The following is a 26,007-nucleotide window of genomic DNA, read 5'->3' on the forward strand; positions in this document are numbered from 1 at the left end:
ACTTTGTAAGCCTATTATTACTTTTTCTTTTCTGCAGGCGGCGGTGCATTTAATTTCTGACTCATTTCTAATGAAATTGCAGATTTATCAAATGTTAATTTACCTGATCCTGTTTCGATAATAACGGCGTTATTTTTTTCACTGAAGTCAAAAACTTTTCCGTGAAGACCACTTTTTGTAACAACACGATCTCCTTTTTTAAGTTCTGCAGCGAATTTCTTCTCCTTCTTTGCTTTTTGCATTTGCGGACGTATCATAAAAAAATACATCACTACAAATATCAAAAGTATAAAAGGTAATTGTCCTCCAAATCCTTCCATATACTATTACTCGCTTACCGGAGTTCCGCTTACAGGTTTAGCTTTTGGAGTTACCATTGCCTTAATCTTAAGGATTTCCTTTCCTGCTTCAGTATTAGCAGTTATAGTAACTTGTTTGTTTTGAGCGTTTGGCTTACCGTTAGAGTTAAATTTTACTAACATAGATCCGGTAGCTCCAGGAGCAACAGGTTCTTTTGTCCACTCAGGCACTGTACAACCACAGCTTCCTTTTGCATTTACAATTACAAGAGGTGCTTTACCTGTGTTGGTAAATGTAAATGTATGCTCTACTACATCACCTTCGTTGATTGTTCCAAAATCGTGCTCTGTCTCAGCAAAAGACATTACAGGAAAATCTGTATTCTTTGCATCACGATCCGCAGCATCTGCTACATTTTCTTCTTTAACTTTTTCTGCTGCATTATCTTTACAAGACATAAATGTCAAAGCAAAAACACCAGCTAAAATCAAGATTCCTTTTTTCATTACTTGGGTTTTTAATTAATTGAGGGTTAAAAATACTATTTTTTTTGAACTACATAAGTCCTCGGCCAACTTTATTTAGTTTACCACTTTCTTTATATTCCTTGGATAATTTATCTAAAATTCCGTTTATAAAGATACTACTCTTTGGGGTACTATATTCCTTGGCAATCTCTAAATATTCGTTAATTGTTACTTTAACCGGTATAGAAGGGAACTTCTGGAACTCACAAATCGCCATCTTAATGACCGCTTTATCCAGTTCTGCAATACGATCTTTATCCCAATTTGGCGTTTTTCCTTCTATTTCTTTTGCAAATTCTACCCCGTTAAGTGCTGTCTTTCTAAAAATATCTTTTGCAAATTTTTTATCATCAGCGTCCTTATACAGTCTAGGTAAGGACATATGCTCATCATGGCTTTGCTTTACCTTTCTGAGCATTTTAATTATTCCTGTGTTTACTAGAGGTAGGTCATCTATCCAGGTAAGGTTCTTATCCTCTATATATTCGTAAAGCTTATCGTTTGGAGCTATGATTTCTTTGAAAACATCAAGAATAAAATCTTTATCTTCTTTGAAAGAACTCATGTTTGTATCCATGTGATCAGCATAAAGCGCGCTGCTACTAATTTCTTTCCAAAGAATTTTCACGTATTCGTCATCCAGATCCCAGCAATTCATCTTCTTACGATCCATTGCCTCTTTAAGTTCGATGTTCTTTTCTAATAATACAAGAACTTCGTTGTTAATAAATTTTTGGTTAGGGTTTTTTTCTTCGGATGTGGCCAAGTATTTTTTTTGGCTTTTTTCCAGAAAATCAACAGCGTGCTTTCTTATTTCTAACAAAAGTTGAAGATTTATCAAAAACAAATCATACATCTGTTCAATACTAAAAAGCAAAAACTTTTCTTCTTTATCTAGATTATCACTTTGCGTCTGCTCTATTGCATAGAGAGACTGCATTACCTTAACTCGAATATGTCTTCTGGTCAACATAAGAAATTACAAAGAACTATTATATTAAAAAAGGCGAAAGTGATGATCACTTTCGCCTTGCAAAAATACTATTATTTTTAATCTACCAATTCTAAAATTTACTTTTTATAACGTAAATTTTAGACTCCCATATTTATTGTTTGTTTTTGGCGGCTATTCTTTCATCTGCAATACTTACAGCAGCAGCATTTGTAGTCATTCCTGTAGCCTTAGCTTTGTTTAAGATATCTAATGTCGTATTGTAAATATTTTCTGTTTTATTTATAATTTGATCTCTACCATATCCTTCTATTTCTGCATATACGTTTATAATTCCACCTGCATTAATTAAAAAATCTGGAGCATATACAATTCCTTTTTCCTGTAATAACAAACCGTGTACGTCTTCTGAAGCCAGCTGATTATTCGCTGCACCAGCAATAACTTTAACTTTTAACTTATGGATAGTTTCATTATTAATAGTAGCTCCTAATGCACAAGGTGCGTAAATATCTACAGCTTCAGCATATAAATCGTCACCTTTATATATTTCTACTCCATATTTATTACTAACTTCCTGAAGCCGTTTCTGATTTATATCTACAATAATAACATTAGCGCCTTCTTTTGCAGTGAGCCGTACAAGCTCTTCTCCTACATGTCCGATACCCTGTATTATAATCTTCTTACCATCTAGATTATCTGTACCGTATGCAAACTTCGCTGAGGCTTTCATCCCCATATAAACCCCATAAGCTGTCACAGGTGACGGATTTCCAGCTCCTCCTTTGGATTCAGAAATACCAGTTACATAAGGAGTCACTTCTCTAACGGTGTCCATATCCGAAGTTTCCATTCCTACATCTTCTGCAGTATAGTACTTACCGCCTAGCGTATGAACGAACTCCCCAAAGCGTCTCATAAGTGCTGGTGTTTTTAAGGTTTTTGGATCTCCCATGATAACTGCTTTGCCACCTCCCAGGTTTAACCCTGTGATTGCAGCTTTATAAGTCATACCTCTAGACAACCTTAAAACATCATTCAATGCATCCCATTCTGTTTGATAATTATACATTCTAGTTCCTCCTAATGCAGGTCCTAAAATTGTGTTATGCACTCCAATTATTGCCTTTAATCCTGTATCTTTGTCTTGACAAAAAACAACTTGTTCGTGATCATTAAAAGACAATTGACCAAATACAGGAGCCTGTTTTTTTAATTGATTTGCAGTGAGCACTTCAGTAATCATTTTCAAAAATTTTAAACTGTTATAATTATATAATAATCAAAATTGAAGCGCTAAAATAATGTATTTTTACGAATTTAAAATTTTTTGATGTTAAACTTTATGAATTCCTTAATGAACCACCCTCTAAAAAGTAATGCTTTATGCGTGCACTACGCCATCTAAACAAGTACTTTCTCAAATATAAATATCGCCTTATTGTTGGTTTGATCATCACCATCATTGCTCGAATATTTGCCGTTGCAGTTCCCAAATTCGTAGGAGATTCTGTAGATGTTGTAGAACAATATATTAATCAAAACATTACGGACATTAATGAAGTAAAAACAGGACTAATAACTAATATTCTCTTTATTTTGGGGGCTGTATTTATAGCAGCCTTTTTTACTTTTCTAATGAGACAAACCTTTATTGTAGTATCAAGGTTTATTGAGTTTGATCTAAAAAACGAAGTGTTTAAGCATTATCAGATTTTATCTCTTAATTTTTACAAAAAGAACCGAACAGGGGACTTGATGAACCGTATTAGTGAGGATGTTTCCAAAGTAAGAATGTATGTAGGTCCTGCTATTATGTATAGTGTAAATACAATTACCCTTTTTGTTGTAGTCATAGGATATATGATAAGTATTGCACCAGAACTAACTTTATATACCGTAGCACCACTACCTATACTTTCTCTTTCTATCTATAAATTAAGTGTGGCCATACACAAAAGAAGTACAATCGTACAGCAATTTTTATCCAAGCTTACTACCTTTACACAAGAATCTTTTAGTGGTATTTCGGTTATCAAGGCTTATGGGATAGAATCACAAACCATTGAAAACTTTACTGCGCTTTCAAATCAAAGTAAAGAGAAGAACATTGATCTGGTAAAAGTACAAGCATTATTTTTTCCGTTAATGGTATTACTTATAGGGATAAGTAATATTGTGGTGATTTACATTGGTGGCAAACAATATATTAATGGAACGATTGAAGACCTTGGGGTTCTCGTAGAATTTATCATATTCGTAAATATGCTTACGTGGCCAGTAGCTACTGTAGGTTGGGTAACCTCTATAATACAACAAGCAGAGGCTTCTCAAGTTAGAATAAATGAATTTTTGAGTCAGGAGCCAGAAATCACCAATCCCATTACCAAAAAGACTCCGATAATTGGTAATATCGTTTTTGATAATGTATCTTTTACCTATGACGATACCAATATTACGGCAATAAAAGACATTAGTTTCGAAATTAATTCAGGTCAAACCATTGTTATCATTGGAAAAACGGGGTCTGGAAAATCTACTATCCTCGATCTAATCGGAAGATTATATGATGTATCCGGTGGAGAAATTATAATTGATGAGAAACCTGTTAAAGAGCTAAATTTAATAGATCTCAGAGAATCTATAGGGTACGTTCCACAAGATGCTTTCTTATTTAGCGACTCGATCAGAAATAATATAAAATTTGGAAAAGTAAATGCGACTGAGGAAGAAGTACTAAAGGCTGCTGAAAATGCAGTAGTGCATAATAATATTCAAGGTTTCAGTAAAGGTTATGATACGGTTCTTGGAGAAAGAGGTATCACCTTATCTGGCGGGCAAAAGCAACGGGTTTCTATTGCAAGAGCAATTATTAAGGATCCATCTATCCTTCTTTTTGATGATTGTTTATCTGCCGTAGACACAGAAACTGAAGAAGAAATACTCCATAATCTTAACAAAATATCTAAAAACAAGACCACTTTTATTGTAAGTCATCGAGTTTCTACCGCTAGAAACGCAGATAAAATAATTGTTTTAGAAGAAGGGAGAATCATACAAAAAGGCACTCATAATCAACTATTAGACGTAGATGGATACTATAAAGAACTCTATTTAAAACAGCTGAGCGAAAAAGAAATTTAATATTTTGTTGTACGATTAACATTTTTTTTAGATTTTTGATTCCGACGTAACAGACTAATTAATTAAGAAATACGGATTATGAGTGATAATGAAATGTTGGAGAAAGAGGAAATTTTCTCAAAAGTTTTAAGAGCAGGTAGAAGAACATATTTCTTTGATGTAAGATCGACAAAAGCAGGAGATTACTATCTTACCATTACAGAGAGTAAAAAATTCACTAACGATGATGGATCTTTTCACTACAAAAAGCACAAAATCTACCTATATAAAGAAGACTTTGCTGGATTTAGTGAAATATTGAGTGAAATGACAGATTTCATTGTTAATGAGAAGGGAGAGGAAGTAATCAGCGAAAGACATCAAAAAGATTATCAAAAATCTTACGAACAAAATACCAAGGAATCAACAACAGCCAATGAGGAAGTTACTACTTCTACAGAAAGCTTTACAGATGTAAGCTTCGACGATATATAAGATACATAACTAATGTTAAACTTATGCAAACCGCTTCAATCCCTGAAGCGGTTTTTTTTATTTTCGGTGACCTATTGACTTATCAATTGTTCAAACTCACTAATATGAAGCAGTTTTTTACCATTATCTTATCTCTATTCTTCTTCGCTTCTTACGCACAAGAAAAGCTTTCCTTAGAATATTACTTACCTGAAGAAGTTTCTTATAATCCAGAAATTCCAACCCCTCAAAGTATTTTAGGGTTCATACCAGGAAAGTGGCATGTGACACATGATAAGCTAGTAGAATACATGAAAGCTTTGGCAAAAGCCTCTCCACGTATCACGTTAGAAGATCGCGGAAAAACTTTTGAAGATCGTCCTATTCTTCTACTGACAATTACTTCAGAAAATAACCATCAAAACATCGAAAAAATACGGAGCCAACATCTTCAACTCACACAAGAAAATGCAAATGCTGTAGCTATTCAATCGATGCCTGCAATTGTTTATCAAGGATTTTCCATTCATGGTAATGAACCTAGTGGGTCTAATGCCAGTTTACTTGCTGCTTATTATTTGGCAGCAGGACAAGGTAGTGCGATCGATAACCTGCTCGACAATGTTGTGATTTTATTCGACCCTTCCTTTAATCCCGATGGATTACAACGTTTTTCTTATTGGGCAAATACCAATAAAAGTAAAAATATGAGTACGGACCCTCAAGACCGTGAATATAGTGAAGTATGGCCTGGAGGGAGAACAAATCATTATTGGTTTGATATGAACCGTGACTGGTTACCTGTTCAGCTTCCTGAATCAAGAGCAAGAATTGAAACATTTCACAAATGGTATCCAAATATCCTCACAGATCATCATGAGATGGGAACCAATAGTACATTTTTCTTTCAACCTGGAATTCAATCAAGAACCCATCCGCTAACTCCAAAATTGAACCAGGAACTTACTAGAAAAGTGGCTGAATATCACGCTGAAGCATTTAATAAAATAGGATCTCTATATTTTACAGAAGAAAATTTTGACGATTTTTATTATGGAAAAGGCTCTACATTTCCGGATATTAATGGAGGAATAGGTATTCTTTTTGAACAAGGAAGTTCTCGCGGACACGCCCAAGAGAGTGATAATGGAATCCTGACGTTTCCTTTTACCATTAGAAATCAATTTACTGCCGCACTTTCTACTCTTGAAGCAGCAAAATCCATGCGTACAGAACTGCTTCAATATCAAAAGAATTTTTATGCAAATGCCAGAAAAGAAGTTCAGAACGGCGTGTATATTTTTGGAAATGAAAAAGACGCTGCTTCAGCATATCATCTTGCCGAAATTCTAAAGCGTCATAAAGTTAAAATGTATGAATTAAAAAACGATGTTAGTTCAGATGGTAAAAAATTTAAAAAAGGATACAGTTACCTAGTTCCAAAAAATCAAAAACAAAGTCGTTTGCTCAAAGCGATGTTTGAAAAAAGAACCTCATTTCAGGATAGCTTGTTTTATGATATTTCTGCCTGGACATTTCCGCTAGCTTTTAACTTGGATTATACCGAAAAAACTACTGCCTCTGATAAAGGGAAGGAAATTGAGGAATTGGCATTAAGAAAACCAACTATTCTTAGCAAAAGTGGTTATGCGTATCTGATGGAGTGGCACGAATATTATACTCCCGCCGTGCTCTATAAGATCTTAGCCAAAGGATTAAGAGCCAAAGTAGGGATGAAACCATTTTCTGTTGAAAATAAAAATTATGATTATGGAACTATTATGGTACCTATCCAAAATCAAAAACTAAACCCTGAAGAAATCCATTCCTTTTTGCAAAAGCTTTCAGCAGAACATCATGTCACCATAACAGGTGTATCTACAGGACTTACTAAAGGAATTGATTTAGGAAGTAATCAATTTAGAGCGCTGACCTTACCAAAAATTGCACTACTAACTGGTGACGGAATTACGCCTTATGATGCTGGAGAGATTTGGCATCTTATGGATCAACGTTATGATATCCCTATTACAAAACTAAATACAGGTTATCTTGAAAGGAGAGACTTATCAAGATACACCCATATTATTTTGCCGAATAGTTGGAATCAAACGATGAGCAAAAATGTAATTGATATGTTAAAAGGCTGGATACGTAGTGGTGGCACTTTAATAGGATATAGAAATGCTGCTCAATTCTTTAAAAACAATGAACTAATGAAACTCGAATTTTCCAAACCAGAAAATGACGCTAAAAATATATCTTTTGAGCAAAGGCGGGATTTCTTTGGGGCACAAGTTATTGGTGGAGCTATTTTTCAGGCAAAAACAGACAGATCACATCCTATCAATTTTGGGTACAAAAACGACAAAATCTCTTTATTCAGAAACACAACATTTTTTATAAAAGCCGATGACCAGAGTTATAATAACCCAATTCAATACACTAAAAACCCATTGCTAAGCGGATATATTAGTAAAAAGAATTTAGATTCTTTATCAGGCACTGTCCCTTTTAGACATCATAATTTTGGAAGAGGGAATACTATCCTATTTACAGATAATACTAATTTTAGAGCTTTTTGGTACGGAACCAATAAATTATTGATGAATGCCATTTTCTTTAGTGAGGAAATGTAAGGTTTGAGGGAATTAAAAAAACAAGACGCTGAACTTTTCTTTTCCTGTAGTTTCGTCTATTTCTTAATTATCTATTAGCTGTCAACGTTATCAACAAAATAATAGGTGAAACGAAATTCATTTTTGATTAGTTCTAGGGTATTAATTTATCGTTAAATTAAGACTGTTGTCCTATTATTTTTTTCCAAACATTTTCTGAATCACCCATCCCGGTCCAATTAATAAGAATTGAAGATCTTTTAAAAAAGAAGGCTTTTTCCCCTCTAATTTATGCCCATAAAACTGTCCTAACCAAGCTACCACAAAAATCCCTAGTGAAACCGCCCACAATGGTGCATGCCGTCCTATGTAGTAATTTGCTATGATACAAAAAGTAGAAAATATCAGAATCTGTAATGCCATTTTAACGGATAATCTTACATAAAAAAATAAAACAAATAATAGTGCAACAAAAGCCCAATTTTCTATAAACTGATTATTTCCTGGAATTGCGGAAGCCAAAAAACCACTGGGGATACTCATCAATAGTCCCACGAAAGAAAAGTATATAGCAGGAACGCAAATAAAATGTATTATAATATTTGTTTTGTTTTGATGACTTACGGCATACTCAGCAAACCATGTTTCTAAAGTTCTCATAATTTTATTTTATAGGTATTGTAACTAAGATAATAATTTTTAGACTTATAAAGTATAAAATTGTAATTTCGAAAACCTTAAAAATTAAAAATATGGCTCGTACTCCATCCAATATGTTATCATTAGGTACGGTTGCTCCAGATTTTTCTCTGGTTGATGCTGTTACTAATGACAAAGTTTCGTTGCACGATATTAAAGGCGAAAAAGGCACGGTGGTTATGTTTATTTGTAATCATTGTCCTTTTGTGATACATGTGAATGAAGAAATCGTAAGGATAGCAAACGACTACCGGGTGCAAGGATTTGGTTTTGTAGCCATCAGTAGTAATGATATTGAAAATTATCCACAAGATGCTCCAGCACACATGTGGAAAATAGCCAGAAAAAACAAGTATACATTTCCATATTTGTTTGATGATACTCAAGAAGTTGCTAAAGCTTATGATGCAGCTTGCACACCAGATTTTTATCTTTTTGATGGAGAATTAAAATTAATTTATCGTGGCCAATTAGATGATTCCAGGCCAGGAAATGGAATTCCTGTTAATGGGCGTGACCTACGTCAAGCATTGGACGCTGTTTTAAAAAACTCTAAAGTTCTCGAACCTCAAAAACCGAGTATTGGTTGCAATATTAAATGGAAAAAATAATGATATAGAAATAGCTAACTTAGTTTCTAGCTGTCTGCAACAATCCGAAGGTGTGCCAAATGATGGTTTCCGTGCCAAGCATAAATACCAATATCTTCTGCCAAAGAAATCGCCACATTAGCTTCGGGATGGATAAATATTTGTTCCAAATCTTTATCAGACAAACCTTTTAAAAAGAACACCCATTTAGCATGTAATGCTTTGATCAAATCCAACGATAAATAAATGGGCGCTGATTTTGTATCAAATAATTCCGCCCATCGATCCTCATAATATGCTTTGATAACCGGAGAGTTCTCCGTTAGTGCCCATTTAAATCGAATATATCCATTATGATGGCTATCATGAATATGATGAATCACCTGGCGTGCTGTCCATCCACCATTTCTATAGGGAGTTTCCAGCTGATCCTCAGTAAAATCAGAAACGACTGCAACTATTTTTGCAGGCAGTTCCTCAATATCCTTAATCCATTCAGAGATATGCTCTCTGGTAATCGTATCGGGGCATTCAAATTGACCTATAGGATATTGGAGATTCATGATATATACTCTAATCTACTTTTTTATACAACACTAAATTTGAGGAAGCATCTTGCAGGTCCTTTACCACTAGTTCATAATCATTTAATGATTCTATTTTGTACTTATAGATATATTGATCTTTTGGAGATGAACAATACATTATACTATCTTTTATTTTGACCTTCAACCGCTTCAAAAATTTACCATCACGAAAATTAAAACGTATGGTTTCTTCAAAAATCATATGCTCATCAGGAAATTGAACATTTACCCATTTTCCTTGAAGTGCTTGATAAGTTGTCCTGTTTTCAAACTTATTGTCTAACAAGGATTTCATACGTGTGCTATAAGCTACAAAAGTATCTTCTGGCTCAATGTTATTCACTGCGTTACCAGAAACTGTTTTATAAATTTCTGCTCCTTTATTAAAATAATGTTTTGACTCATATTTTGTAAAAGCATTCGAATAGTCCATCACTACAAATCCATCATCATTTTTTGTCTCCATGTACTGACGTTGTTTATAGTTCACATGGATCAATTGGTCATTCCAGAAATAAAAAACGGTGATTACCATCGCATTAGGCATACCTATTTTCCTGATAATTTTCTTTAATCGTTCATGTTCATAATATCCATTAAGTTCAGCTCCGTGATCTGCAATTTGATCAAGAAATTCTTCGGGATCTAATGAAAATACATCTGATTCTATATAACTATCAATAATCTCTATTTGATCTTTGATAGCCAACATTGTTGCTTCATCTTTCTGAGAAAAAGAAAAATTTATACAAAAAAATGTTAAATAAACTATTAATATCCACTTCATAATTAACAAGAATGGGGTTCATTTTAGAGCGTTGACTCCAAAAAGAGAGTGTAAATATCTAAAATATAGATGAAAATACAGCTTCTTTTCGTCAAAACATTCAAACTATAAAAATAACTAACTTTTTTAATGATACCACAAAAGTGTTAACGTAAAGTTAAAAAACAATATGAATGCCAAAATTTAGACAAAAAAAACCCTGAAAAAAATTTCAGGGTCTTATTCAATATGTATTAAAAATCGTCTATTTTACGGCAACCAATTCTACATCAAAAATTAACGTAGCATTAGGAGGAATTACACCTCCAGCACCGTGTTCTCCATATCCCAAAGATGGTGGAATCACAAAACGTGCTTTATCTCCAACTTGCAAAAGTGCGATACCTTGATCCCATCCTGCAATAACTTGTCCCATTCCTAATGAAAAATCAATAGGTTGATTACGCTTAAATGAAGAATCAAAAACAGTACCATCTGTCAAACTTCCTTTATAATGTACAGAAACTGTTTTTCCTTTTTCTGCCTGAGCTCCATCTCCTTTTTGAATAATTTTATAGCGTAAGCCACTATCCGTTTTATCAAATCCCGCTGCTAATTCTTCTAACAACTGCTCTGCTTCTTTCTTTGCTGCTGCTTCTCTTTCTGCTTTGGCTCCATTAAATTGTCTGAAGGTTTCTACTGCATTAAAACGCTCTGCTTCTTCCCCCACTCGTATAATTTCTATAGTATCTATCGCATCTCCTTGTGCAATTGCATTTACCACATCTTGTCCTTCTACTACTTTTCCAAAAACGGTATGCTTACCATCCAACCAAGCTGTTTCTACGTGTGTAATAAAAAACTGGCTTCCGTTAGTTCCTGGTCCCGCATTTGCCATCGACAAAACTCCTGGTTCATCATGTTTTAAATCCGGATGTATTTCATCGTCAAATTGATATCCAGGACCACCAGCTCCGGTACCTTGAGGATCTCCTCCCTGAATCATAAAATCAGGAATAACCCTATGAAATTTCAATCCGTTATAATAAGGTTTTCCCTGAGGAATTGCTTTGTTTTCTATATTCCCTTCTGCTAACCCTACAAAGTTCCCTACAGTTCCGGGAGTTTTCGTATACTCTAAGTTTACTAAAATACTTCCTTTTGATGTATTGAATTTTGCGTATAATCCGTCTTGCATAACTGCGTGTTTTAAGCTTATTAAATTTTAAGCCGCAAAGATAGGTAATTGCTTAATGTTTAGCACATAAAACCTCAGTTTCTTTACTGATTATAGTGATTACATATCCTAGTTTGAAAAGATACATCTTTTTATATCTCTTCTTGAGGGGATACTCATAATCCTAATTGCCACCCAGCTATTGCTAAAGGTGAAATTTTTATATACCTAATTTTGAAAGAATATCTAACCATTAAAAATCTAATAAACCGATTTCGGTTAAAAAATATAAAAAGCGAATAGCTTTAATCAATTTTTTCCAGCAGTTCTTGTGCTTCTTGATATTTATAGTTGCTTCTGTCTGCGATAATAATTTGCAAAACGTCTTTAAGTTTACGCTTCTTTTTTTGTTTTAGGTATACTAGCGCTACATACCAATTAGCTTTTTTAGCTTGTAAGGTTTTGGAATTGGCCAAAAGCTCAAACTGCGCTAATGCATTATTATATTCGTTCAGTTCTAGATAAGCGATACCATTATATATATAACTTAATGGATCAATAGATGCGGCTACGCTATGATATGATGCAAAAGATGAGATTGTTTCCTGATATTTTTTATCTTCAAATAGCAACTGAGCCTCTTCTAACAGCACATTAGTATTTTCTCCTCTGGTTACCAGTGATGGTATTTCATCCAAATTAATATAAGAAGCGTAAAGCTCGTCATAATTAGCATCCTTAAACACGAATAGGGAGACTGTTAGTAAAACAGCAATGGATGCAGCAATACCAACAAACCAGAAAGCTTTTTGAGGTGACCGAGAACTGTTTTCTGAAACAACCTCTTTAATGGTTCTCTTTAGATGAACCGCTTCGTCGCTTTCAAAAAAAGATTGCAACTGTTTAGCTTCTTGAGTTTGTAGTGCCTTTTTATCACCTTCCTCCCATTTTTGATCTTCATAAATGGAGCGCATGTCTTTTTGCAATTTTAATTCTTCTGCCAATGAAGTATCTGCACGAAGTCTTTCTTCGAACGCCTGCTTTTCTGATGTAGACATCGCACCACTCAGATAATAATCAATTTCTATTGGATAGTCCTTCATAATTCTTTAATTTGATTATACCTGGCATCACTTTTAATTAATTTTGTCAATTGTGACTTACAATTAAATATCCTTTGCCGCACTACATTATCCGTACTATATCCTAATTTTTCTACGATTTCTTTGTAAGGTACTTTTTGAAAAAACAATTGTAACAGCTGCTTACAATTATCCGAGAGTTGTGCTAGTTTCTCTTGGAACAGTTCCCATTTTTCTTGTTCTAAAATTGCCATGGTCAGGTCTTCTGCTTCTTTAGAAAGTTCTACAACCTCATTATTTGTTACTATACGTTTTTGTTTATTTAGTTCTCTACGCCATAAATTTCTACAAACCACAAAAAAGTATCCCTCAAAAGATCCTTCTATTGCAAGAGGTTTCACCTTATATCTGGCAATTAATTGCATCAAGGCTTTTTGAAAAATATCTTCTGCATCCGCGATATCTCCTTTATTACTCAGCACAAAACTTCTTACTTTGGGAAACTCTTTTTGATACAAATTATGGATCACCTCTTTATCCCCTGTAACAAGTTGTGTAAGTCGGTCTTTTTCAGTTATCTGCATTAAGATATCTTTAACTATTTAATTTTTTTTACTTTCGAGTGGTAACATTTGTTAGGTTAGGGAAACATACTAATAAATAATGAAAACAAAAAACGTTTTAAAAATGAAAAAAATCCAAGATCCTATTAGTAACTGCAGTCTTTATAATTGGAATACAAAGCTGCTCAACAGAAGAAGAAGTTATTGAAGAGAAAGTTGAATACGTTTCTACCGATCAATTAAACAAAAGAGGATTAAACACTACTGGAGATAATCCAGGTGAGCAATGTTTAATTTTTGTTAGATTTCCTTCTGATGCAACTGCTACAGATCGTTGTGACCAAGTCCCTCCTTATGATTCTAGTATTTAATGACATGTTGTAAATATCGATATAAAGTAATTCAACTAATAAGAAGGGAAATGATGTTTCCTTTCTTATTAGTTATTATATTTTTTTTGGCAAATTTTAATCTATTTGGTCAAAAATTATCCCCTACTCTGGACTCTATTCTAGTAAGTACAGAAAATGATAGCACAAAAAAAAAGCTATATAATGAGCTATTTAACAACTATATAGATGAGGGAAACAATACCCAATTAGGATCGGATGCACATGAACTTGCTAAATGGTATTATCGACAAGGCAAAAAGCAAGAACCCATTACCTACACTCAACTAGCTATTGAAGCTAGAAAAAAGGCAATCCCTTTTAATTCAAGTGATTTAAAAATCAGCTATTATAATTTGGGATTCTTTTATAAAAAAAACAAAGAGTACTCTAAGTCGATTTCAGCATTAAAAAAGATGCTATCCATTAAAGAACCTAGCCTTTTTAATGCTAGATCATATACCAGCATCGCTGATAGCTATGACATTCTTGGAGATCCATTTCTAGCCGTAGAAAATCATTTAAATGCATTTTTGTTTTTTGATCCTGTAAAAGATTCTTTACGAATAATAAACAATCATATAAACATAGCTTATGCCTATAAAGCAATTCGTAAACCTAGTAGTGGAAAAAAAGCTATAAAACACTTAATCATTGCAGATTCGTTGACCAATTCACTTAAAACACCCATACCAGATCTTTTACAATCTGTGTATAAAAACATAGGAGCAGAATATTATGAAGGTTATTTTGACCAAGACATTGATAAAGCTATTTTTTATTTTAAAAAAGCACTTAAGATAGCAAAACAAATGAGTCGAAACGATTATATCGGTCGACTTTATTACAATCTTGGTATTGCTTATATAGAAAAAGATGTCTCTATGGCTAAAGCGTACTTTTCCAAATCTTTAAAATACCCTGAAAATAATGATTATCTAAAACCCTCTATCTATTTAGGATTTGGTCTTGCGGCGTATAAAAATAGAGAATATACCAAAGCTCAGGAATATTATTCACAATCTCTATCGCATTTCTTTACTAAAGAAAAAATAAAAAATGACTGGCTCCCTAATAAAAACCAATTAAAGAGTATCATAAATAAAGATTTACTGTTGGAACTTTTTAAAAGAAAACTTCTAACCGCCATCGACCAAGGTATGGTTAAGAATGACAATAGCTTTTATGATTATGCTGTCGAAGTTTCCAAAGCAAGTGATCTATTGATAGATATAATGCTTGCAGAAGATATATCACATAAATCTAAATTATTTTGGAGAGACTTAGCTTCAGAAATATACGTGTTAGCACTTGAAGCCTGTTATCAAACTCAGGAATTAGAAGATGCTTTTTATTTTATGGAAAAAAATAAAGCCTTATTATTAATGCAAGATGTTTCTAGAAACAAGATTAAACTACCTGAAAACATTCTCGAAAAAGAACTTGAGCTAAAAAACAACATCATTACGCTACAAACAGAACTAGTAGAAACTTCAGAAAAAGTGAAAGATTCTGTTTCCTTACTACTAGTAAATACAAAAGAGCAACTTTATCAATTCAAAGATTCCTTATCTACCTTATTTCCAGAATATTTTTCCAAAACAACAATTCCACGAATACTTCCTTTCTCTGAAATTGTACTAAATGACAACGAGCTTGTATTGCAATATACCATGGCAGAAAAAATCGCTGGAGCTGTATGCATATGGTATGATTATAAGTAAAACTAAAAAAAAGATTTTTGAACTAAAAAATGTAGCTGCATTGCTAGAAAAAACAACCCTTTTAAGAGAAAAACTAGACACTCCGTTTCAAAATGATAAAGATATAGCATCTTATAAAACACTTGCTTTTGACCTTTATAATCAATTAATTCCAAACTCTTTACAATCAGAATTAAAAAATAAGAAGGTGACTATCATTGCGGATCATATGATTAGTTTTATACCTTTTGAAGCGCTGATAACTGATATTGATAAGAATACGTATCTGATAGAAGAATCAGAGATCAATTATGCACTATCCCTTTCTTTTGAGAAAGAAAATTCTAAGGTGTTAAGAAAAGCTACTAATGACTTTCTTGGTGTGGCTCCTATAGTGTTTTCTAATGGACTTACAACCTTAAAGAAAAGTGAAGATGAGATTACAACTGCAATGCGTTATTATGATGGAGATCTTTTTGTGCGAGAAAATGCTACTAAGGATAATTTTAAACAACATGTAGATAATTACAAAATTTTACATTTAGCTACCCACGCAGACGCTTCAGACAAAATTGCTCCCTGGATTGCTTTTCATCATGAAAAAATGAGCCACTTAGAATTGAATACATTAAGAAGTCAGGCGGAGTTGGTGATCTTAAGTGCTTGTAACTCATCTTTGGGAGAAGTCCGTCGTGGAGAAGGCGTTCTAAGTCTTGCCCGAGGATTTTTTAAATCTGGAGCCAAATCAGTTATCCCATCACTTTGGAGTACCAACGATAAAGCGACCGCCACCATCACCTCTGATTTTTATAAAAACTTAAGCAATGGCCAAACCAAATCAGCAGCTTTGAGAGCCTCAAAACTTAATTATCTTCACAATAACTCCGATGCAGAAGCATCACCACATTATTGGTCATCATTAATCCTTATTGGTGATAGTGGGACATTGTTACCCAAGTCCAATCATCTCATAGTGTTGTGGATTTGTTTAGGAATTGTATTACTCGTATTATTTAGTTACACCATAATTAGGATTCGAAAGAGAAATTAATTATCAATAATATAAGGCAATCGCACTGCTACTTTTGTACCAGTCCCCTGTTTAAGCTCTTCGGTAATAAACTTAGCTTTTTTATTTAATGATTTAGAGTATATTTTTAATCTCTCTTGTATTATTTTTCCCGAAAATGATTCTTGTTTATTTTCATCCTTCAATTTTAATGCTCGTGATAATCCAATTCCATTATCCGTGATCTCACATACTAGCAACTTACTTTTTTTATCTATTTTTATTTCGACTTTTATTGCTCCGTTGATAACACCACTCAATCCGTGCTCAATAGCGTTTTCTATAAACGGCTGTATAAACATTGGAGGAATACACACTCCTTCTTTATCAATCGGATCTTTAACCTCTATTTCATAGTTGAATTTTTGCGAAAAATTAGACTGTAATTCTAGATAATCTTTAATTGATTGTAGTTTATCTTCCAAGGAAACAAATTCTTCTCTAGAGTTTTTAAGAATCAATCTAATTAAACTACTTAATTTGGCGATATAAGGTGTCGTATTCTTTGAACCTTTACTAGCCAAGTTGTTTACAGTATTTAAGGCATTAAACACAAAATGTGGATTTAATTGTGATCTTAATAATCGCTGTTTCAGGTTGGCAGTTTCATATTTGTTGTTAAGTTTTCTTTGTCTAAGGATAAGAATTGTTATTCCTACAATCAATCCTAACAATCCAAGCAATGCAATAGCAATAATATTTCTCTGATTAATAATAGTTTGTTGTTCTTCCGTTTTGGCTTCTAATTGCTCTATTGATTCCTCCTTTTCTTTTACTTCATAAGCTATGTTCAACTCTCTTAGTTTTTCATCTAATACTTGTTGATTAAATTTTTGCAGAAAATCACTTTTCTTTTCTGAAATAAAAAGAGCATCTTCCAGTTTATGAGTTTTTTGATAAGATTTAATGAGGTAATCCATATTTCTTACTTTCAAATCTCTATCTCTTTTATCTAATTTATCTAAAGCATTGATGCTATCCAAAGTCTTATTAAGTATAAGTATACAAGTATCATATTTTCCTTGGGTTAAAAGCATATAAGCATAATTCACGTTGGATGTATATCTAGAATAGTCTGAAACTTTCTTGGAAAATAAGTCTATCAAATCTTTAGATTTACGATAATGATAGAACGCTGAATCTTCTTTATTAATAGCATGAAATAAATTTCCCAGATGATTATGAGAAGTTACTTTTATTCTAATAATGGTATCCAACAATGCTTTATTGTAAAAAAACTTTGCAGAATCTACTTTTTTCAAACTAAAATACATACTACCAATACCATTATATAACGGACCATAGTTGATTGGGTTTTTTAAATAATTCGTATCCTTTGATGCTAATAATAAATATTTCAAAGCCAAACTATTATCCCCCATCTCTAAGTGATTACTGGAAATATCTTTGAGAATATAGCCTTTAAGATATTTTGAAAACTTTGGATACTTCTTAATTACCCTTAAAGCATTCATCATATAACTCAATGCTTTATTATGATTTTTATAATACACTCTTAATGCTCTACCCCCATTGTAATATGACCTCGCTAGTTGCTCTTCATCCTCTTTACGTTTCTGATCCGATCGCTCATAAGATTCGATTGCTTTATTTGCAAAAAAATAACACGAATCTAATTTATTTTCCCCTAGATAAAATACACTCATTTTAGAAAAATAATAGGTCCAACCCAGCAAGTTTTCATCCGTTTCCAACATTCTACGATATTCAGATATATTTTCTCTATTTGTTGGATAAATTTTGAATGTATCAATTTCTTTTTGAGTATAACTACTCTTTTGAGCATGCCCTTGGAATCCAAATATGATTAAAACTAGTAATAAGATTATTCTCATCTCCCTTTTTTTAATAAATTACATAAGTCGATACAAGTATAAATAATTAATTTAGCTACTGCTTAATAAAAAAGAGACAAAACGCAAGAACCCTAATGAATAAGAATATTTCCGTAGTCATCATTGAAGATGAAAAAGAATCCTTAGAGTTCCTATCCAAAATATTAGTTGAAAATTTTAAGGAAATAGAAATAGTTAGTAGCTCTGGCGGTATAGAAGAATCAATAAGAGTTTTACAGCTAAAAAAGCCTGAGTTAGTATTTATGGATATTGAACTTATTGATGGAAATGCTTTCCAAATTCTGGATAAAATTTCATACTATGAGTTTGAAATAATATTTACTACAGGTCATAATAATTACATTGAAAAAGCAATGGAATATTATGCTTTCAATTTTTTATCAAAACCTATAGATGTCGATAAATTAAAAAATGTTGTCCATCGATATGTAAAATTAAAAGATCGTCTATTTGCAAAACAAAAGTATAATCTACTCAAAGAATTCTTAACTGAATCTCGCTTATTAATACATACCGGAAATAAACATATTGCAGTTGATGTTGATGAAATAATTAAATGTGAAGCTGATGGTAATTATACACATTTTTTAACTATGGAAAAATTAAAGTATTTAGCTTCAAAGTCATTAAAACATTACGAAAGTTTATTACTAAGTAAAGGTTTCTTTAGAGCGAATAGATCTACTTTAATAAACATTAAACATATTGTCTCTATTTATAAGAAAGAAGCTATTATACTCAGCAACAAGGAAAAAGTGATAGTTTCTGTTAGGAATAAATCTAAATTATCCGATTTAATACGGTTTGTATCTTAAATAAATTATCCATACGCTTATCAAATATTTTTCTACACTTATCAATTTACTATAGAACTGCTAATATTGATTTATTAAATTTACTAAGATTAGTTCTCAGTATTTATTCTACAACAGAAGAAAATCACCGGATTGATTCAATGATTATAAAAATAACTGAAAAACAATTTATTTTTATCAGATTGAAGTTTTGTTTTTGAGTTATTCTGGAACTAGGAAGACATATACCTTGAGTGTCTTTAAATGTTCAAGGAAACAAATCTTTAAATAATATACTATGTTAAAAAACATTTTAAAAGTAAATGGAGTTCAAGAAATGAACAAGGGTCAACAAAAATCAATTAATGGTGGTGGTCCTGGCTCCAACTGTGATGACATACAAGGTTGTAGATATGGAGGTTATTTGTCTTTTGCTGGAGGAGGTGTAGTGTTAAATTGTTGCGCGGGAACACCTAACCAGTAAGTTTTTAAACTTAACTATAGTTAGGATAATTTCAGTAAAATTGAATCCAAATAAGATCTTTCTTTTGGAACATTTTTCCTAATAATTTCAGATCGTATTCTAATACTTTGAAATGCAGTAAGATTTAATTCGTTGAAATTTTAGTTTTAAAGGATGAACTAAAAAGAGATTATCAGATTTGGTAATCTCTTTTTTTATATTGAACTGTGTTAATGATTCTCTCTATAAAGCATGATATTTCTCCACCAAACCACCTGATCTTTAACAAAAAAACTATATTTGTTGCTTCACAAACTCAGATCGTCTAATTCATGAAATCATTATTTTGTTTTGTAGTAGGTATATGTTGTATTTCTGCTATTAGCGCACAGAGCATCTATGAGGCTGGTTATTTTATTGATAACAACGGAAACCGAAAAGAATGCCTCATCAAAAAACTTTCTTGGAAAAGTAATCCTACAGAATTTGAATGGAAACGAACCATATCTTCCAACCCCAAAACAGAAACTATTGAAAACATTAAAGAATTTGCAGTAGGTGAAGATTATAGGTTTAAAAGATATATCTTACAATTTGATCTCAATGGAGATACCGTAGGAAAATCTACAAAATCAAAAGATCCGGATCTCACCTACAAAAAAATATTCTTGAGAACGATTATCAAAAGTAAAACCACATTATATCAATATTCAAGAAATAATGTGCATCGTTTTTTCTATACCGATCCATACACGGTATACCCCGAATTATTAGTTTACAAAGTTTTTTATACACCCGATGAAAGTAAAAAACCTGGAAAAAAGATTATTCCTCAGCAAAACAATACCTACCAACAACAATTACAAGAAAACATAATTTGTGGGAATCAAGATCCATCAAAACTGACCTATACCCAGCGAGATTTAAAACGTTATTTTAAAAAGTATAATGAATGTAAAGGAAACAAAATAGAATATATCATACGTAAAAAAATTAATCAAACAAGAATAGGTCTTGTAGCTGCCATGGATCTCACAGGTTTTACACATGACTCTAGGGCAGGAAATGCAGGAAATGTAAGTTATGATGATGTTTTTGTACCTAGATACGGAATATTTGTCGAAACATTTATTCCTTTTTCTAAAGTTGATTTAAGCTTCTTTTTAGAATCTACTTATAAAGCTTTTACCATGGATGGCAGGGATTTTGCTATTGCTAACAGCGAATTCGAATTGGATTATAAAAGTATAAACGTAGCTGTAGGCCCCAGATTTCATATTTATTTGAGTTCTAAATTTGAGTTATTCTTAGAAGGAGGGCTAACAGTAGACTTTAATATTGGCACAGAATCTAATGTATTTGAAGAAAATGAAATAGAAAATACGACGACAGAATATTTCTATGGTGGAGGACTTGGATCCGGTCGTTTTAAAATTGGGTTCAGACAATACACCAGTACAAACATATCTAAAAGTACTGCTATACCAAACTCAGAATTAACAACCTCTAGTTTGTATCTTTCGATGAATATATTTTAATTAAGAAAAGGTAATTGATGTTCACAAAAAAAGCTTCGGAAAATTCTGAAGCCTTTTACTATTTATATAATTTTTATTATTTAATTCGCTACGTCACTAATAAATTTGATTCGATACAATCGTAACTCTTCATCATCATAATCACCATCAAATTCTTCGATCGCTGTATCTATTTTATCACTTTCGGCTTCTATAAAATATTCGTGGATTTCTTCTTGCTGATCCTCATCAAGTATTTCGTCGATCCAATACGTTATGTTTAGTTTTGTACCACTATATACAATAGCTTCCATTTCCTTAATAAATTCAGGCATATCCATCCCTTTTGCTGCAGCAATATCATCTAACGGTAGTTTCCTGTCTACATTTTGAATGATATACAATTTAAGCCCACTATTTGCTCCGGTACTTTTTACCACAAAATCATCAGGGCGCATGATATCATTTTCTTCTACATATCTGGCTATAAGATCAACGAATTCTTTTCCGTATTTTTTGGCCTTCCCTTCTCCTACACCGTGAACATTACCTAACTCTTCAATACTAACTGGGTATTTAAGCGCCATATCTTCTAATGAAGGATCCTGAAATACCACAAACGGTGGAACTCCCAGTTTCTTTGCAACACTTTTTCTTAGGTCTTTTAGCATTCCTACCAATCGATTATCTGTTCCTCCTGCTTTTCCACCTGACTTAGTAGCGGTAATGATAGCATCATCATTCTTCTGATCATATACGTGATCTTCAGTCATCATAAAACTCTCTGGAGTATCAATAAAATTTTTACCTTCAGGAGTAATTCTAATAACCCCATACGTCTCAATATCTTTTTTAAGGTATCCTGCCACTAGTACTTGTCGTATTAGCGCCATCCAATATTTATCTTCTCTAAATTTACCAGTCCCAAAAAAAGGCTGTTCGTTTGTTTTATGTGAAATGATTAATGCGTTACTCTTTCCTATGAGTGTATTTACTAAATCTTTTGATTTATATATTTCACCCGTTTTATGAACGACTTTCAATAAAAGTTGTACTTCTTCTTTAGCTTCGTGTTTTTTCTTAGGATTACGTACGTTATCATCCATATCTGCTCCTTCTCCGGTTACCTCATCAAACTCTTCTCCGAAATAATGCAGTATAAATTTACGCCTAGAAATTGAGGTTTCTGCAAAAGCAACTACCTCCTGTAGAAGCGCATGACCAATTTCTTGTTCTGCCACAGGCTTACCACTCATAAATTTTTCAAGTTTCTCTATATCCTTATATGCATAATATGCCAAACAATGACCTTCTCCTCCATCTCGACCTGCTCGACCCGTTTCCTGATAATAACTCTCTATACTCTTTGGTATATCATGATGAATTACAAAACGAACATCTGGCTTATCAATCCCCATCCCAAATGCAATAGTTGCAACCACCACATCTGCATCTTCCATAAGAAACATATCCTGATGCTTTGCTCTGGTTTTTGCGTCCAAACCAGCATGATATGGTACCGCTTTTACACCATTTACCTCTAGAGTCTGAGCCAGCTCTTCTACACGTTTTCTACTTAAACAATATACAATACCACTTTTCCCACTGTTTTGTTTTACAAAACGAATGATATCAGCATCAACATTTTTTGTTTTTGGTCGTATTTCGTAGAATAAATTAGGTCTATTAAACGAGGCCTTGAATGTTTTGGCACTGCTCATAGCTAGATTTTTAAGAATATCCTCTTGAACCTTTGGCGTAGCTGTTGCCGTAAGTCCAATTATGGGTATATTCTCACCTATTCTTTTAATAATGTTCTTTAGGTTTCTGTATTCTGGTCTAAAATCATGTCCCCATTCACTAATGCAATGGGCTTCATCAACTGCCAAAAAAGAAATTTTTTGTTCTTTTAGAAAATCTACATACTCTTCTTTGGTAAGAGACTCTGGTGCTACATATAACAATTTAGTTACACCATTTAGGATGTCGTCTTTAACTCTCTTTACCTCGGACTTATTGAGGGAAGAGTTTAGCACATGTGCTATTCCCTCTTCAGAAGAAATACTTCTAATAGCGTCTACTTGATTTTTCATTAGTGCGATCAATGGGGAAACTACAATAGCAGTTCCTTCACACATCAAGGCAGGAAGTTGGTAGCAAAGGGATTTTCCACCACCTGTAGGCATAATAACAAAAGTATTTTTTTTGTTCAGAATACTTTCTATTACCTTCTCCTGCAATCCTCTAAATTGACTAAAACCAAAGTACTTTTTTAGAGCTCCTTGTAAGTCAGTTTCGTTCAAACTCATTAAATCGTTTAACTTTTATATACCAATTAAATTAATATTACTATGACTCAAACCTTTTTCCCCAATAAAGATTTGGTGAATTGTTCTTTTTTAAAAAGTCACCAAAGATAAGTAAACTAAAAATAGTAAGCTTTTCTTCAGTGCTATTTAAAATTCATAAGGTATTACATACCTTTGCATAATTAAAGATAATAAAATCTTTATTGATAACACGCAAATTTTATAAATTTTGAACACGCTCGATACGATTATTTCTTTTGCCCAACAAACTATTCATGAAGAAGCCAAAGCTATTGCACACCTGGAAGAACTTATCGACCGCGAATTTGCCGAAGCCGTTCATACGATTCATAATTCCAATGGTCGCGTTATTATAACCGGGGTTGGCAAAAGTGCTATTATTGCTTCAAAAATAGTGGCTACTATGAATTCTACAGGTACTCCTGCGGTATTTATGCACGCAGCCGATGCAATTCACGGAGATCTGGGAAACATTCTCAAAGATGATGTGGTTATTTGTATCTCTAAAAGCGGAAATACTCCAGAAATCAAAGTTTTAGTTCCTTTCATTAAAAACTTTAACAATACCTTAATCGGTATTACCTCTAACAAAGAATCTTTTCTCGGAAAAGAAGCTGATTTTATTTTAAATGCTTTTGTAGAAAAGGAAGCTTGTCCAAATAACCTAGCTCCTACTACCAGCACCACCGCACAATTAGTAATCGGTGATGCAGTGGCCGTATGTTTATTACACCTTAAAGGTTTTTCTAGTAAAGATTTTGCTAAATATCATCCCGGAGGCGCATTAGGCAAGAAGTTATATCTTCGAGTAGACGATATTGTATCAAAAAACGAAAAGCCTGCAGTAAGTCCTGATTCTAATATCAATGCAGTAATCGTAGAAATGACGGAGAAAAGATTGGGTGCTACCGCAGTAACTGAAAATAACAACATTATCGGGATCATCACGGATGGAGATTTACGAAGAATGCTGACCACCAACACTTCTTTTAATGGATTAACCGCAAAAGATATAATGTCTCCCAATCCAAAACGTATCGATGTAGACGCTATGGCTGTAGATGCATTGGATCGACTAGAAGAATATGGTATTTCACATTTGTTAGCAGAAAATAAAGGAAAATATGCAGGGCTTTTGCATATTCATGATCTAATGAGAGAAGGTATCTTATAATGGGAAACAAACAAACAAAGGATCCACAATCGATGTCGTTTCTGGATCACCTCGAAGAGTTACGTTGGCATCTAATCAGAGCTACTGTTGCAGTTTTAATTACTGCTGTTGCAGCTTTTATTGCTAAAGAATTTATTTTTGATGTGTTGATTTTCGGCCCTAAAAAAGCGGACTTCCCTACTTATAAAGGTCTATGTAATCTATCAAAACTGTTAGGCTTAGATGAAAGTTTATGTTTTAAAGAATTACCCTTTAGCGTTCAAAGTAGAAAAGTAGCCGGGCAGTTCTCGGTACATATTTGGACATCAATTACAGCAGGTTTTATAGCTGCTTTTCCATATGTTTTATATGAGTTCTGGAAGTTTATCGCTCCAGCCATGTATGATAAGGAACGTAAGTACTCCAAAGGCTTTATTATTATTTGCTCTTGTCTATTCTTTTTAGGGGTACTTTTTGGATACTATGTAATCACGCCCTTATCAATCAACTTTTTGGGTGGATATCAAGTAAGTGATCAAGTTCTTAATGAGTTTGATATTGACAGTTACATCGGACTTTTGAGAGCTTCGGTGATTGCCTGTGGATTGATTTTTGAACTACCGGTTATTATGTTTTTCCTTACCAAAGTAGGATTAGTTACTCCAGAGTTTTTAAAGAAATATCGCAAATTTGCCTTAGTCATTGTTTTAATCTTATCGGCAGTCATTACACCACCAGATATTGCAAGTCAGGTGATTGTTGCGATTCCGATACTTGTGTTATATGAAGTAAGTATTTTTATTTCCAAAGTAGTAGTCAAAAGACAAAATAAAAAATTAATCCCACAAACTAAATGAGTACCATCGTAAACGAATTTAATGAATATCGAGAAAAAATGAACTCTCGTATATTAGAGGATAATAACAAAATTATCAAAAGAATCTTTAATTTAGACACCAATGCTTTTATGAAAGGGGCTTTGGATGTGAAGACTAAAGAGTTATTAGGATTGGTAGCTTCTGCAGTGCTAAGGTGTGATGATTGTGTTCGATATCATTTAGAAACTTGCTATAAAGAAGGATTGACCAAAGAAGAAGTGGTAGAAACCTTGAGTATTGCTACTTTAATCGGAGGAACAATTGTAATCCCTCATCTTCGCAGAGCCTATGAGTTTTGGGATGCCTTAGAAACCGAAAACACATCAGAAATTTTAGGTTCAAAAGAATAATGTACATTTACCAGCTCATTTTT

General features: G+C 33.0%; 24 protein-coding genes. 12 read left to right on the forward strand and 12 right to left on the reverse strand.

Translation table 11 applies throughout. The annotated features are described in order from the left end of the window. Window positions 1-17: 17 nt before the first annotated feature. The 4 genes from yajC to ACWGOQ_RS11660 all read right to left on the reverse strand — a co-directional run bounded on the left by yajC (window position 18) and on the right by ACWGOQ_RS11660 (window position 3,028). On the reverse strand, window positions 18-320 hold the full coding sequence (yajC, locus tag ACWGOQ_RS11645; RefSeq protein WP_452058028.1) for a preprotein translocase subunit YajC: 303 nt from the start codon (window positions 318-320) through the stop codon (window positions 18-20). A 6-nt stretch (window positions 321-326) separates the two neighbouring features. Continuing rightward, window positions 327-806, reverse strand: coding sequence for a DUF1573 domain-containing protein (locus ACWGOQ_RS11650; RefSeq protein ID WP_452058027.1), 480 nt, complete (start codon window positions 804-806; stop codon window positions 327-329). 49 nt (window positions 807-855) lie between these two features. Next, window positions 856-1,767 carry a transcription antitermination factor NusB gene (nusB, locus tag ACWGOQ_RS11655; protein ID WP_452058026.1) on the reverse strand — a complete coding sequence of 304 codons (912 nt, stop codon included), beginning with the start codon at window positions 1,765-1,767 and terminating at the stop codon, window positions 856-858. Between the two features lie 166 nt (window positions 1,768-1,933). Beyond that, on the reverse strand, window positions 1,934-3,028 hold the full coding sequence (locus tag ACWGOQ_RS11660) for a Glu/Leu/Phe/Val family dehydrogenase (RefSeq protein ID WP_452058025.1): 1,095 nt from the start codon (window positions 3,026-3,028) through the stop codon (window positions 1,934-1,936). 140 nt (window positions 3,029-3,168) lie between these two features. Between ACWGOQ_RS11660 and ACWGOQ_RS11665 the strand changes: the two genes are divergently transcribed. The 3 genes from ACWGOQ_RS11665 (at window position 3,169) to ACWGOQ_RS11675 (ending at window position 8,018) form a co-directional block, all read left to right on the forward strand. Next, entirely contained in the window at window positions 3,169-4,926 is a 1,758-nt protein-coding gene (locus ACWGOQ_RS11665; protein ID WP_452058024.1) for an ABC transporter ATP-binding protein, read from the forward strand. Between the two features lie 78 nt (window positions 4,927-5,004). Then, complete coding sequence (locus ACWGOQ_RS11670; RefSeq protein ID WP_452058023.1) at window positions 5,005-5,400, forward strand: PUR family DNA/RNA-binding protein; 396 nt, start codon at window positions 5,005-5,007, stop codon at window positions 5,398-5,400. Between the two features lie 104 nt (window positions 5,401-5,504). Beyond that, window positions 5,505-8,018: a M14 family metallopeptidase gene (locus tag ACWGOQ_RS11675; RefSeq protein ID WP_452058022.1), complete on the forward strand. Its 2,514-nt coding sequence runs from the start codon at window positions 5,505-5,507 to the stop codon at window positions 8,016-8,018. 174 nt (window positions 8,019-8,192) lie between these two features. Here ACWGOQ_RS11675 and ACWGOQ_RS11680 read toward each other — a convergent pair whose 3' ends face one another. Beyond that, window positions 8,193-8,657, reverse strand: a complete 465-nt coding sequence (locus ACWGOQ_RS11680) for an Mpo1 family 2-hydroxy fatty acid dioxygenase (RefSeq protein WP_452058021.1) — start codon at window positions 8,655-8,657, stop codon at window positions 8,193-8,195. Between the two features lie 92 nt (window positions 8,658-8,749). On the opposite strand from ACWGOQ_RS11680, the gene ACWGOQ_RS11685 reads away from it, so the two are divergent. After that, window positions 8,750-9,307 carry a thioredoxin family protein gene (locus ACWGOQ_RS11685; protein WP_452058020.1) on the forward strand — a complete coding sequence of 186 codons (558 nt, stop codon included), beginning with the start codon at window positions 8,750-8,752 and terminating at the stop codon, window positions 9,305-9,307. 26 nt (window positions 9,308-9,333) lie between these two features. On the opposite strand, the gene ACWGOQ_RS11690 is transcribed toward ACWGOQ_RS11685, so the two are convergent. The 5 genes from ACWGOQ_RS11690 to ACWGOQ_RS11710 all read right to left on the reverse strand — a co-directional run bounded on the left by ACWGOQ_RS11690 (window position 9,334) and on the right by ACWGOQ_RS11710 (window position 13,482). Next, window positions 9,334-9,849 carry a YfiT family bacillithiol transferase gene (locus tag ACWGOQ_RS11690; RefSeq protein ID WP_452058019.1) on the reverse strand — a complete coding sequence of 172 codons (516 nt, stop codon included), beginning with the start codon at window positions 9,847-9,849 and terminating at the stop codon, window positions 9,334-9,336. 10 nt (window positions 9,850-9,859) lie between these two features. Continuing rightward, window positions 9,860-10,660 carry a hypothetical protein gene (locus tag ACWGOQ_RS11695; RefSeq protein WP_452058018.1) on the reverse strand — a complete coding sequence of 267 codons (801 nt, stop codon included), beginning with the start codon at window positions 10,658-10,660 and terminating at the stop codon, window positions 9,860-9,862. A gap of 244 nt (window positions 10,661-10,904) precedes the next feature. Further along, the gene (locus tag ACWGOQ_RS11700) at window positions 10,905-11,837 is read right to left on the reverse strand and encodes a peptidylprolyl isomerase (protein WP_452058017.1); all 933 of its coding nucleotides are present in this window, start codon (window positions 11,835-11,837) and stop codon (window positions 10,905-10,907) included. Between the two features lie 284 nt (window positions 11,838-12,121). Then, on the reverse strand, window positions 12,122-12,919 hold the full coding sequence (locus tag ACWGOQ_RS11705) for a hypothetical protein (protein ID WP_452058016.1): 798 nt from the start codon (window positions 12,917-12,919) through the stop codon (window positions 12,122-12,124). Further along, the gene (locus tag ACWGOQ_RS11710) at window positions 12,916-13,482 is read right to left on the reverse strand and encodes an RNA polymerase sigma factor (RefSeq protein ID WP_452058015.1); all 567 of its coding nucleotides are present in this window, start codon (window positions 13,480-13,482) and stop codon (window positions 12,916-12,918) included. Before ACWGOQ_RS11710 ends, ACWGOQ_RS11705 begins: the two co-directional genes overlap by 4 nt. Before the next feature lie 436 nt (window positions 13,483-13,918). Here ACWGOQ_RS11710 and ACWGOQ_RS11715 point away from each other — a divergent pair, with 436 nt between their 5' ends. Both ACWGOQ_RS11715 and ACWGOQ_RS11720 read left to right on the forward strand, forming a co-directional pair. Further along, a complete protein-coding gene (locus ACWGOQ_RS11715; RefSeq protein ID WP_452058014.1) occupies window positions 13,919-15,574 on the forward strand; it encodes a tetratricopeptide repeat protein in 1,656 nt (551 codons plus the stop codon). Continuing rightward, complete coding sequence (locus ACWGOQ_RS11720) at window positions 15,561-16,604, forward strand: CHAT domain-containing protein (RefSeq protein WP_452058013.1); 1,044 nt, start codon at window positions 15,561-15,563, stop codon at window positions 16,602-16,604. The genes ACWGOQ_RS11715 and ACWGOQ_RS11720 overlap by 14 nt, the downstream gene beginning before the upstream one ends. On the opposite strand, the gene ACWGOQ_RS11725 is transcribed toward ACWGOQ_RS11720, so the two are convergent. Beyond that, window positions 16,601-18,478, reverse strand: coding sequence for a histidine kinase (locus ACWGOQ_RS11725; RefSeq protein WP_452058012.1), 1,878 nt, complete (start codon window positions 18,476-18,478; stop codon window positions 16,601-16,603). The genes ACWGOQ_RS11720 and ACWGOQ_RS11725 overlap by 4 nt on opposite strands. Before the next feature lie 95 nt (window positions 18,479-18,573). On the opposite strand from ACWGOQ_RS11725, the gene ACWGOQ_RS11730 reads away from it, so the two are divergent. The 3 genes from ACWGOQ_RS11730 to ACWGOQ_RS11740 all read left to right on the forward strand — a co-directional run bounded on the left by ACWGOQ_RS11730 (window position 18,574) and on the right by ACWGOQ_RS11740 (window position 21,294). Continuing rightward, a complete protein-coding gene (locus ACWGOQ_RS11730; RefSeq protein ID WP_452058011.1) occupies window positions 18,574-19,314 on the forward strand; it encodes a LytR/AlgR family response regulator transcription factor in 741 nt (246 codons plus the stop codon). Window positions 19,315-19,591: 277 nt separating this feature from the next. After that, window positions 19,592-19,777, forward strand: a complete 186-nt coding sequence (locus ACWGOQ_RS11735; RefSeq protein ID WP_452058010.1) for a hypothetical protein — start codon at window positions 19,592-19,594, stop codon at window positions 19,775-19,777. Window positions 19,778-20,088: 311 nt separating this feature from the next. Then, the gene (locus ACWGOQ_RS11740) at window positions 20,089-21,294 is read left to right on the forward strand and encodes a hypothetical protein (RefSeq protein ID WP_452058009.1); all 1,206 of its coding nucleotides are present in this window, start codon (window positions 20,089-20,091) and stop codon (window positions 21,292-21,294) included. Between the two features lie 80 nt (window positions 21,295-21,374). Here the strand turns inward: ACWGOQ_RS11740 and ACWGOQ_RS11745 are convergent, their stop codons facing one another. After that, window positions 21,375-23,582: a RecQ family ATP-dependent DNA helicase gene (locus tag ACWGOQ_RS11745; RefSeq protein WP_452058008.1), complete on the reverse strand. Its 2,208-nt coding sequence runs from the start codon at window positions 23,580-23,582 to the stop codon at window positions 21,375-21,377. Window positions 23,583-23,811: 229 nt separating this feature from the next. Here ACWGOQ_RS11745 and ACWGOQ_RS11750 point away from each other — a divergent pair, with 229 nt between their 5' ends. The 3 genes from ACWGOQ_RS11750 to ACWGOQ_RS11760 are packed head-to-tail and all read left to right on the forward strand — an operon-like array spanning window position 23,812 to window position 25,984. Further along, window positions 23,812-24,777 (forward strand): KpsF/GutQ family sugar-phosphate isomerase, encoded by a 966-nt coding sequence (locus tag ACWGOQ_RS11750; protein ID WP_452058007.1) that lies wholly within the window; start codon window positions 23,812-23,814, stop codon window positions 24,775-24,777. Further along, a complete protein-coding gene (tatC, locus tag ACWGOQ_RS11755) occupies window positions 24,777-25,613 on the forward strand; it encodes a twin-arginine translocase subunit TatC (protein ID WP_452058006.1) in 837 nt (278 codons plus the stop codon). Before ACWGOQ_RS11750 ends, tatC begins: the two co-directional genes overlap by 1 nt. After that, window positions 25,610-25,984: a carboxymuconolactone decarboxylase family protein gene (locus tag ACWGOQ_RS11760; RefSeq protein ID WP_452058005.1), complete on the forward strand. Its 375-nt coding sequence runs from the start codon at window positions 25,610-25,612 to the stop codon at window positions 25,982-25,984. Before tatC ends, ACWGOQ_RS11760 begins: the two co-directional genes overlap by 4 nt. Window positions 25,985-26,007: the final 23 nt, after the last annotated feature.

This window comes from Aquimarina ulvae, from assembly GCF_053613295.3.

Coding starts and splice junctions, on each gene's coding strand:
- ACWGOQ_RS11695 (WP_452058018.1), bottom strand. CDS start 10,660: ATGAAGTGGATATTAATAGTTTATTTAACATTTTTTTGTATAAATTTT.
- ACWGOQ_RS11720 (WP_452058013.1), top strand. CDS start 15,561: ATGATTATAAGTAAAACTAAAAAAAAGATTTTTGAACTAAAAAATGTA.
- yajC (WP_452058028.1), bottom strand. CDS start 320: ATGGAAGGATTTGGAGGACAATTACCTTTTATACTTTTGATATTTGTA.
- ACWGOQ_RS11690 (WP_452058019.1), bottom strand. CDS start 9,849: ATGAATCTCCAATATCCTATAGGTCAATTTGAATGCCCCGATACGATT.
- ACWGOQ_RS11740 (WP_452058009.1), top strand. CDS start 20,089: ATGAAATCATTATTTTGTTTTGTAGTAGGTATATGTTGTATTTCTGCT.
- ACWGOQ_RS11710 (WP_452058015.1), bottom strand. CDS start 13,482: ATGCAGATAACTGAAAAAGACCGACTTACACAACTTGTTACAGGGGAT.
- ACWGOQ_RS11730 (WP_452058011.1), top strand. CDS start 18,574: ATGAATAAGAATATTTCCGTAGTCATCATTGAAGATGAAAAAGAATCC.
- nusB (WP_452058026.1), bottom strand. CDS start 1,767: ATGCAGTCTCTCTATGCAATAGAGCAGACGCAAAGTGATAATCTAGAT.
- ACWGOQ_RS11665 (WP_452058024.1), top strand. CDS start 3,169: ATGCGTGCACTACGCCATCTAAACAAGTACTTTCTCAAATATAAATAT.
- ACWGOQ_RS11725 (WP_452058012.1), bottom strand. CDS start 18,478: ATGAGAATAATCTTATTACTAGTTTTAATCATATTTGGATTCCAAGGG.
- ACWGOQ_RS11650 (WP_452058027.1), bottom strand. CDS start 806: ATGAAAAAAGGAATCTTGATTTTAGCTGGTGTTTTTGCTTTGACATTT.
- ACWGOQ_RS11675 (WP_452058022.1), top strand. CDS start 5,505: ATGAAGCAGTTTTTTACCATTATCTTATCTCTATTCTTCTTCGCTTCT.
- ACWGOQ_RS11680 (WP_452058021.1), bottom strand. CDS start 8,657: ATGAGAACTTTAGAAACATGGTTTGCTGAGTATGCCGTAAGTCATCAA.
- tatC (WP_452058006.1), top strand. CDS start 24,777: ATGGGAAACAAACAAACAAAGGATCCACAATCGATGTCGTTTCTGGAT.
- ACWGOQ_RS11705 (WP_452058016.1), bottom strand. CDS start 12,919: ATGAAGGACTATCCAATAGAAATTGATTATTATCTGAGTGGTGCGATG.
- ACWGOQ_RS11700 (WP_452058017.1), bottom strand. CDS start 11,837: ATGCAAGACGGATTATACGCAAAATTCAATACATCAAAAGGAAGTATT.
- ACWGOQ_RS11760 (WP_452058005.1), top strand. CDS start 25,610: ATGAGTACCATCGTAAACGAATTTAATGAATATCGAGAAAAAATGAAC.
- ACWGOQ_RS11735 (WP_452058010.1), top strand. CDS start 19,592: ATGTTAAAAAACATTTTAAAAGTAAATGGAGTTCAAGAAATGAACAAG.
- ACWGOQ_RS11670 (WP_452058023.1), top strand. CDS start 5,005: ATGAGTGATAATGAAATGTTGGAGAAAGAGGAAATTTTCTCAAAAGTT.
- ACWGOQ_RS11745 (WP_452058008.1), bottom strand. CDS start 23,582: ATGAGTTTGAACGAAACTGACTTACAAGGAGCTCTAAAAAAGTACTTT.
- ACWGOQ_RS11685 (WP_452058020.1), top strand. CDS start 8,750: ATGGCTCGTACTCCATCCAATATGTTATCATTAGGTACGGTTGCTCCA.
- ACWGOQ_RS11660 (WP_452058025.1), bottom strand. CDS start 3,028: ATGATTACTGAAGTGCTCACTGCAAATCAATTAAAAAAACAGGCTCCT.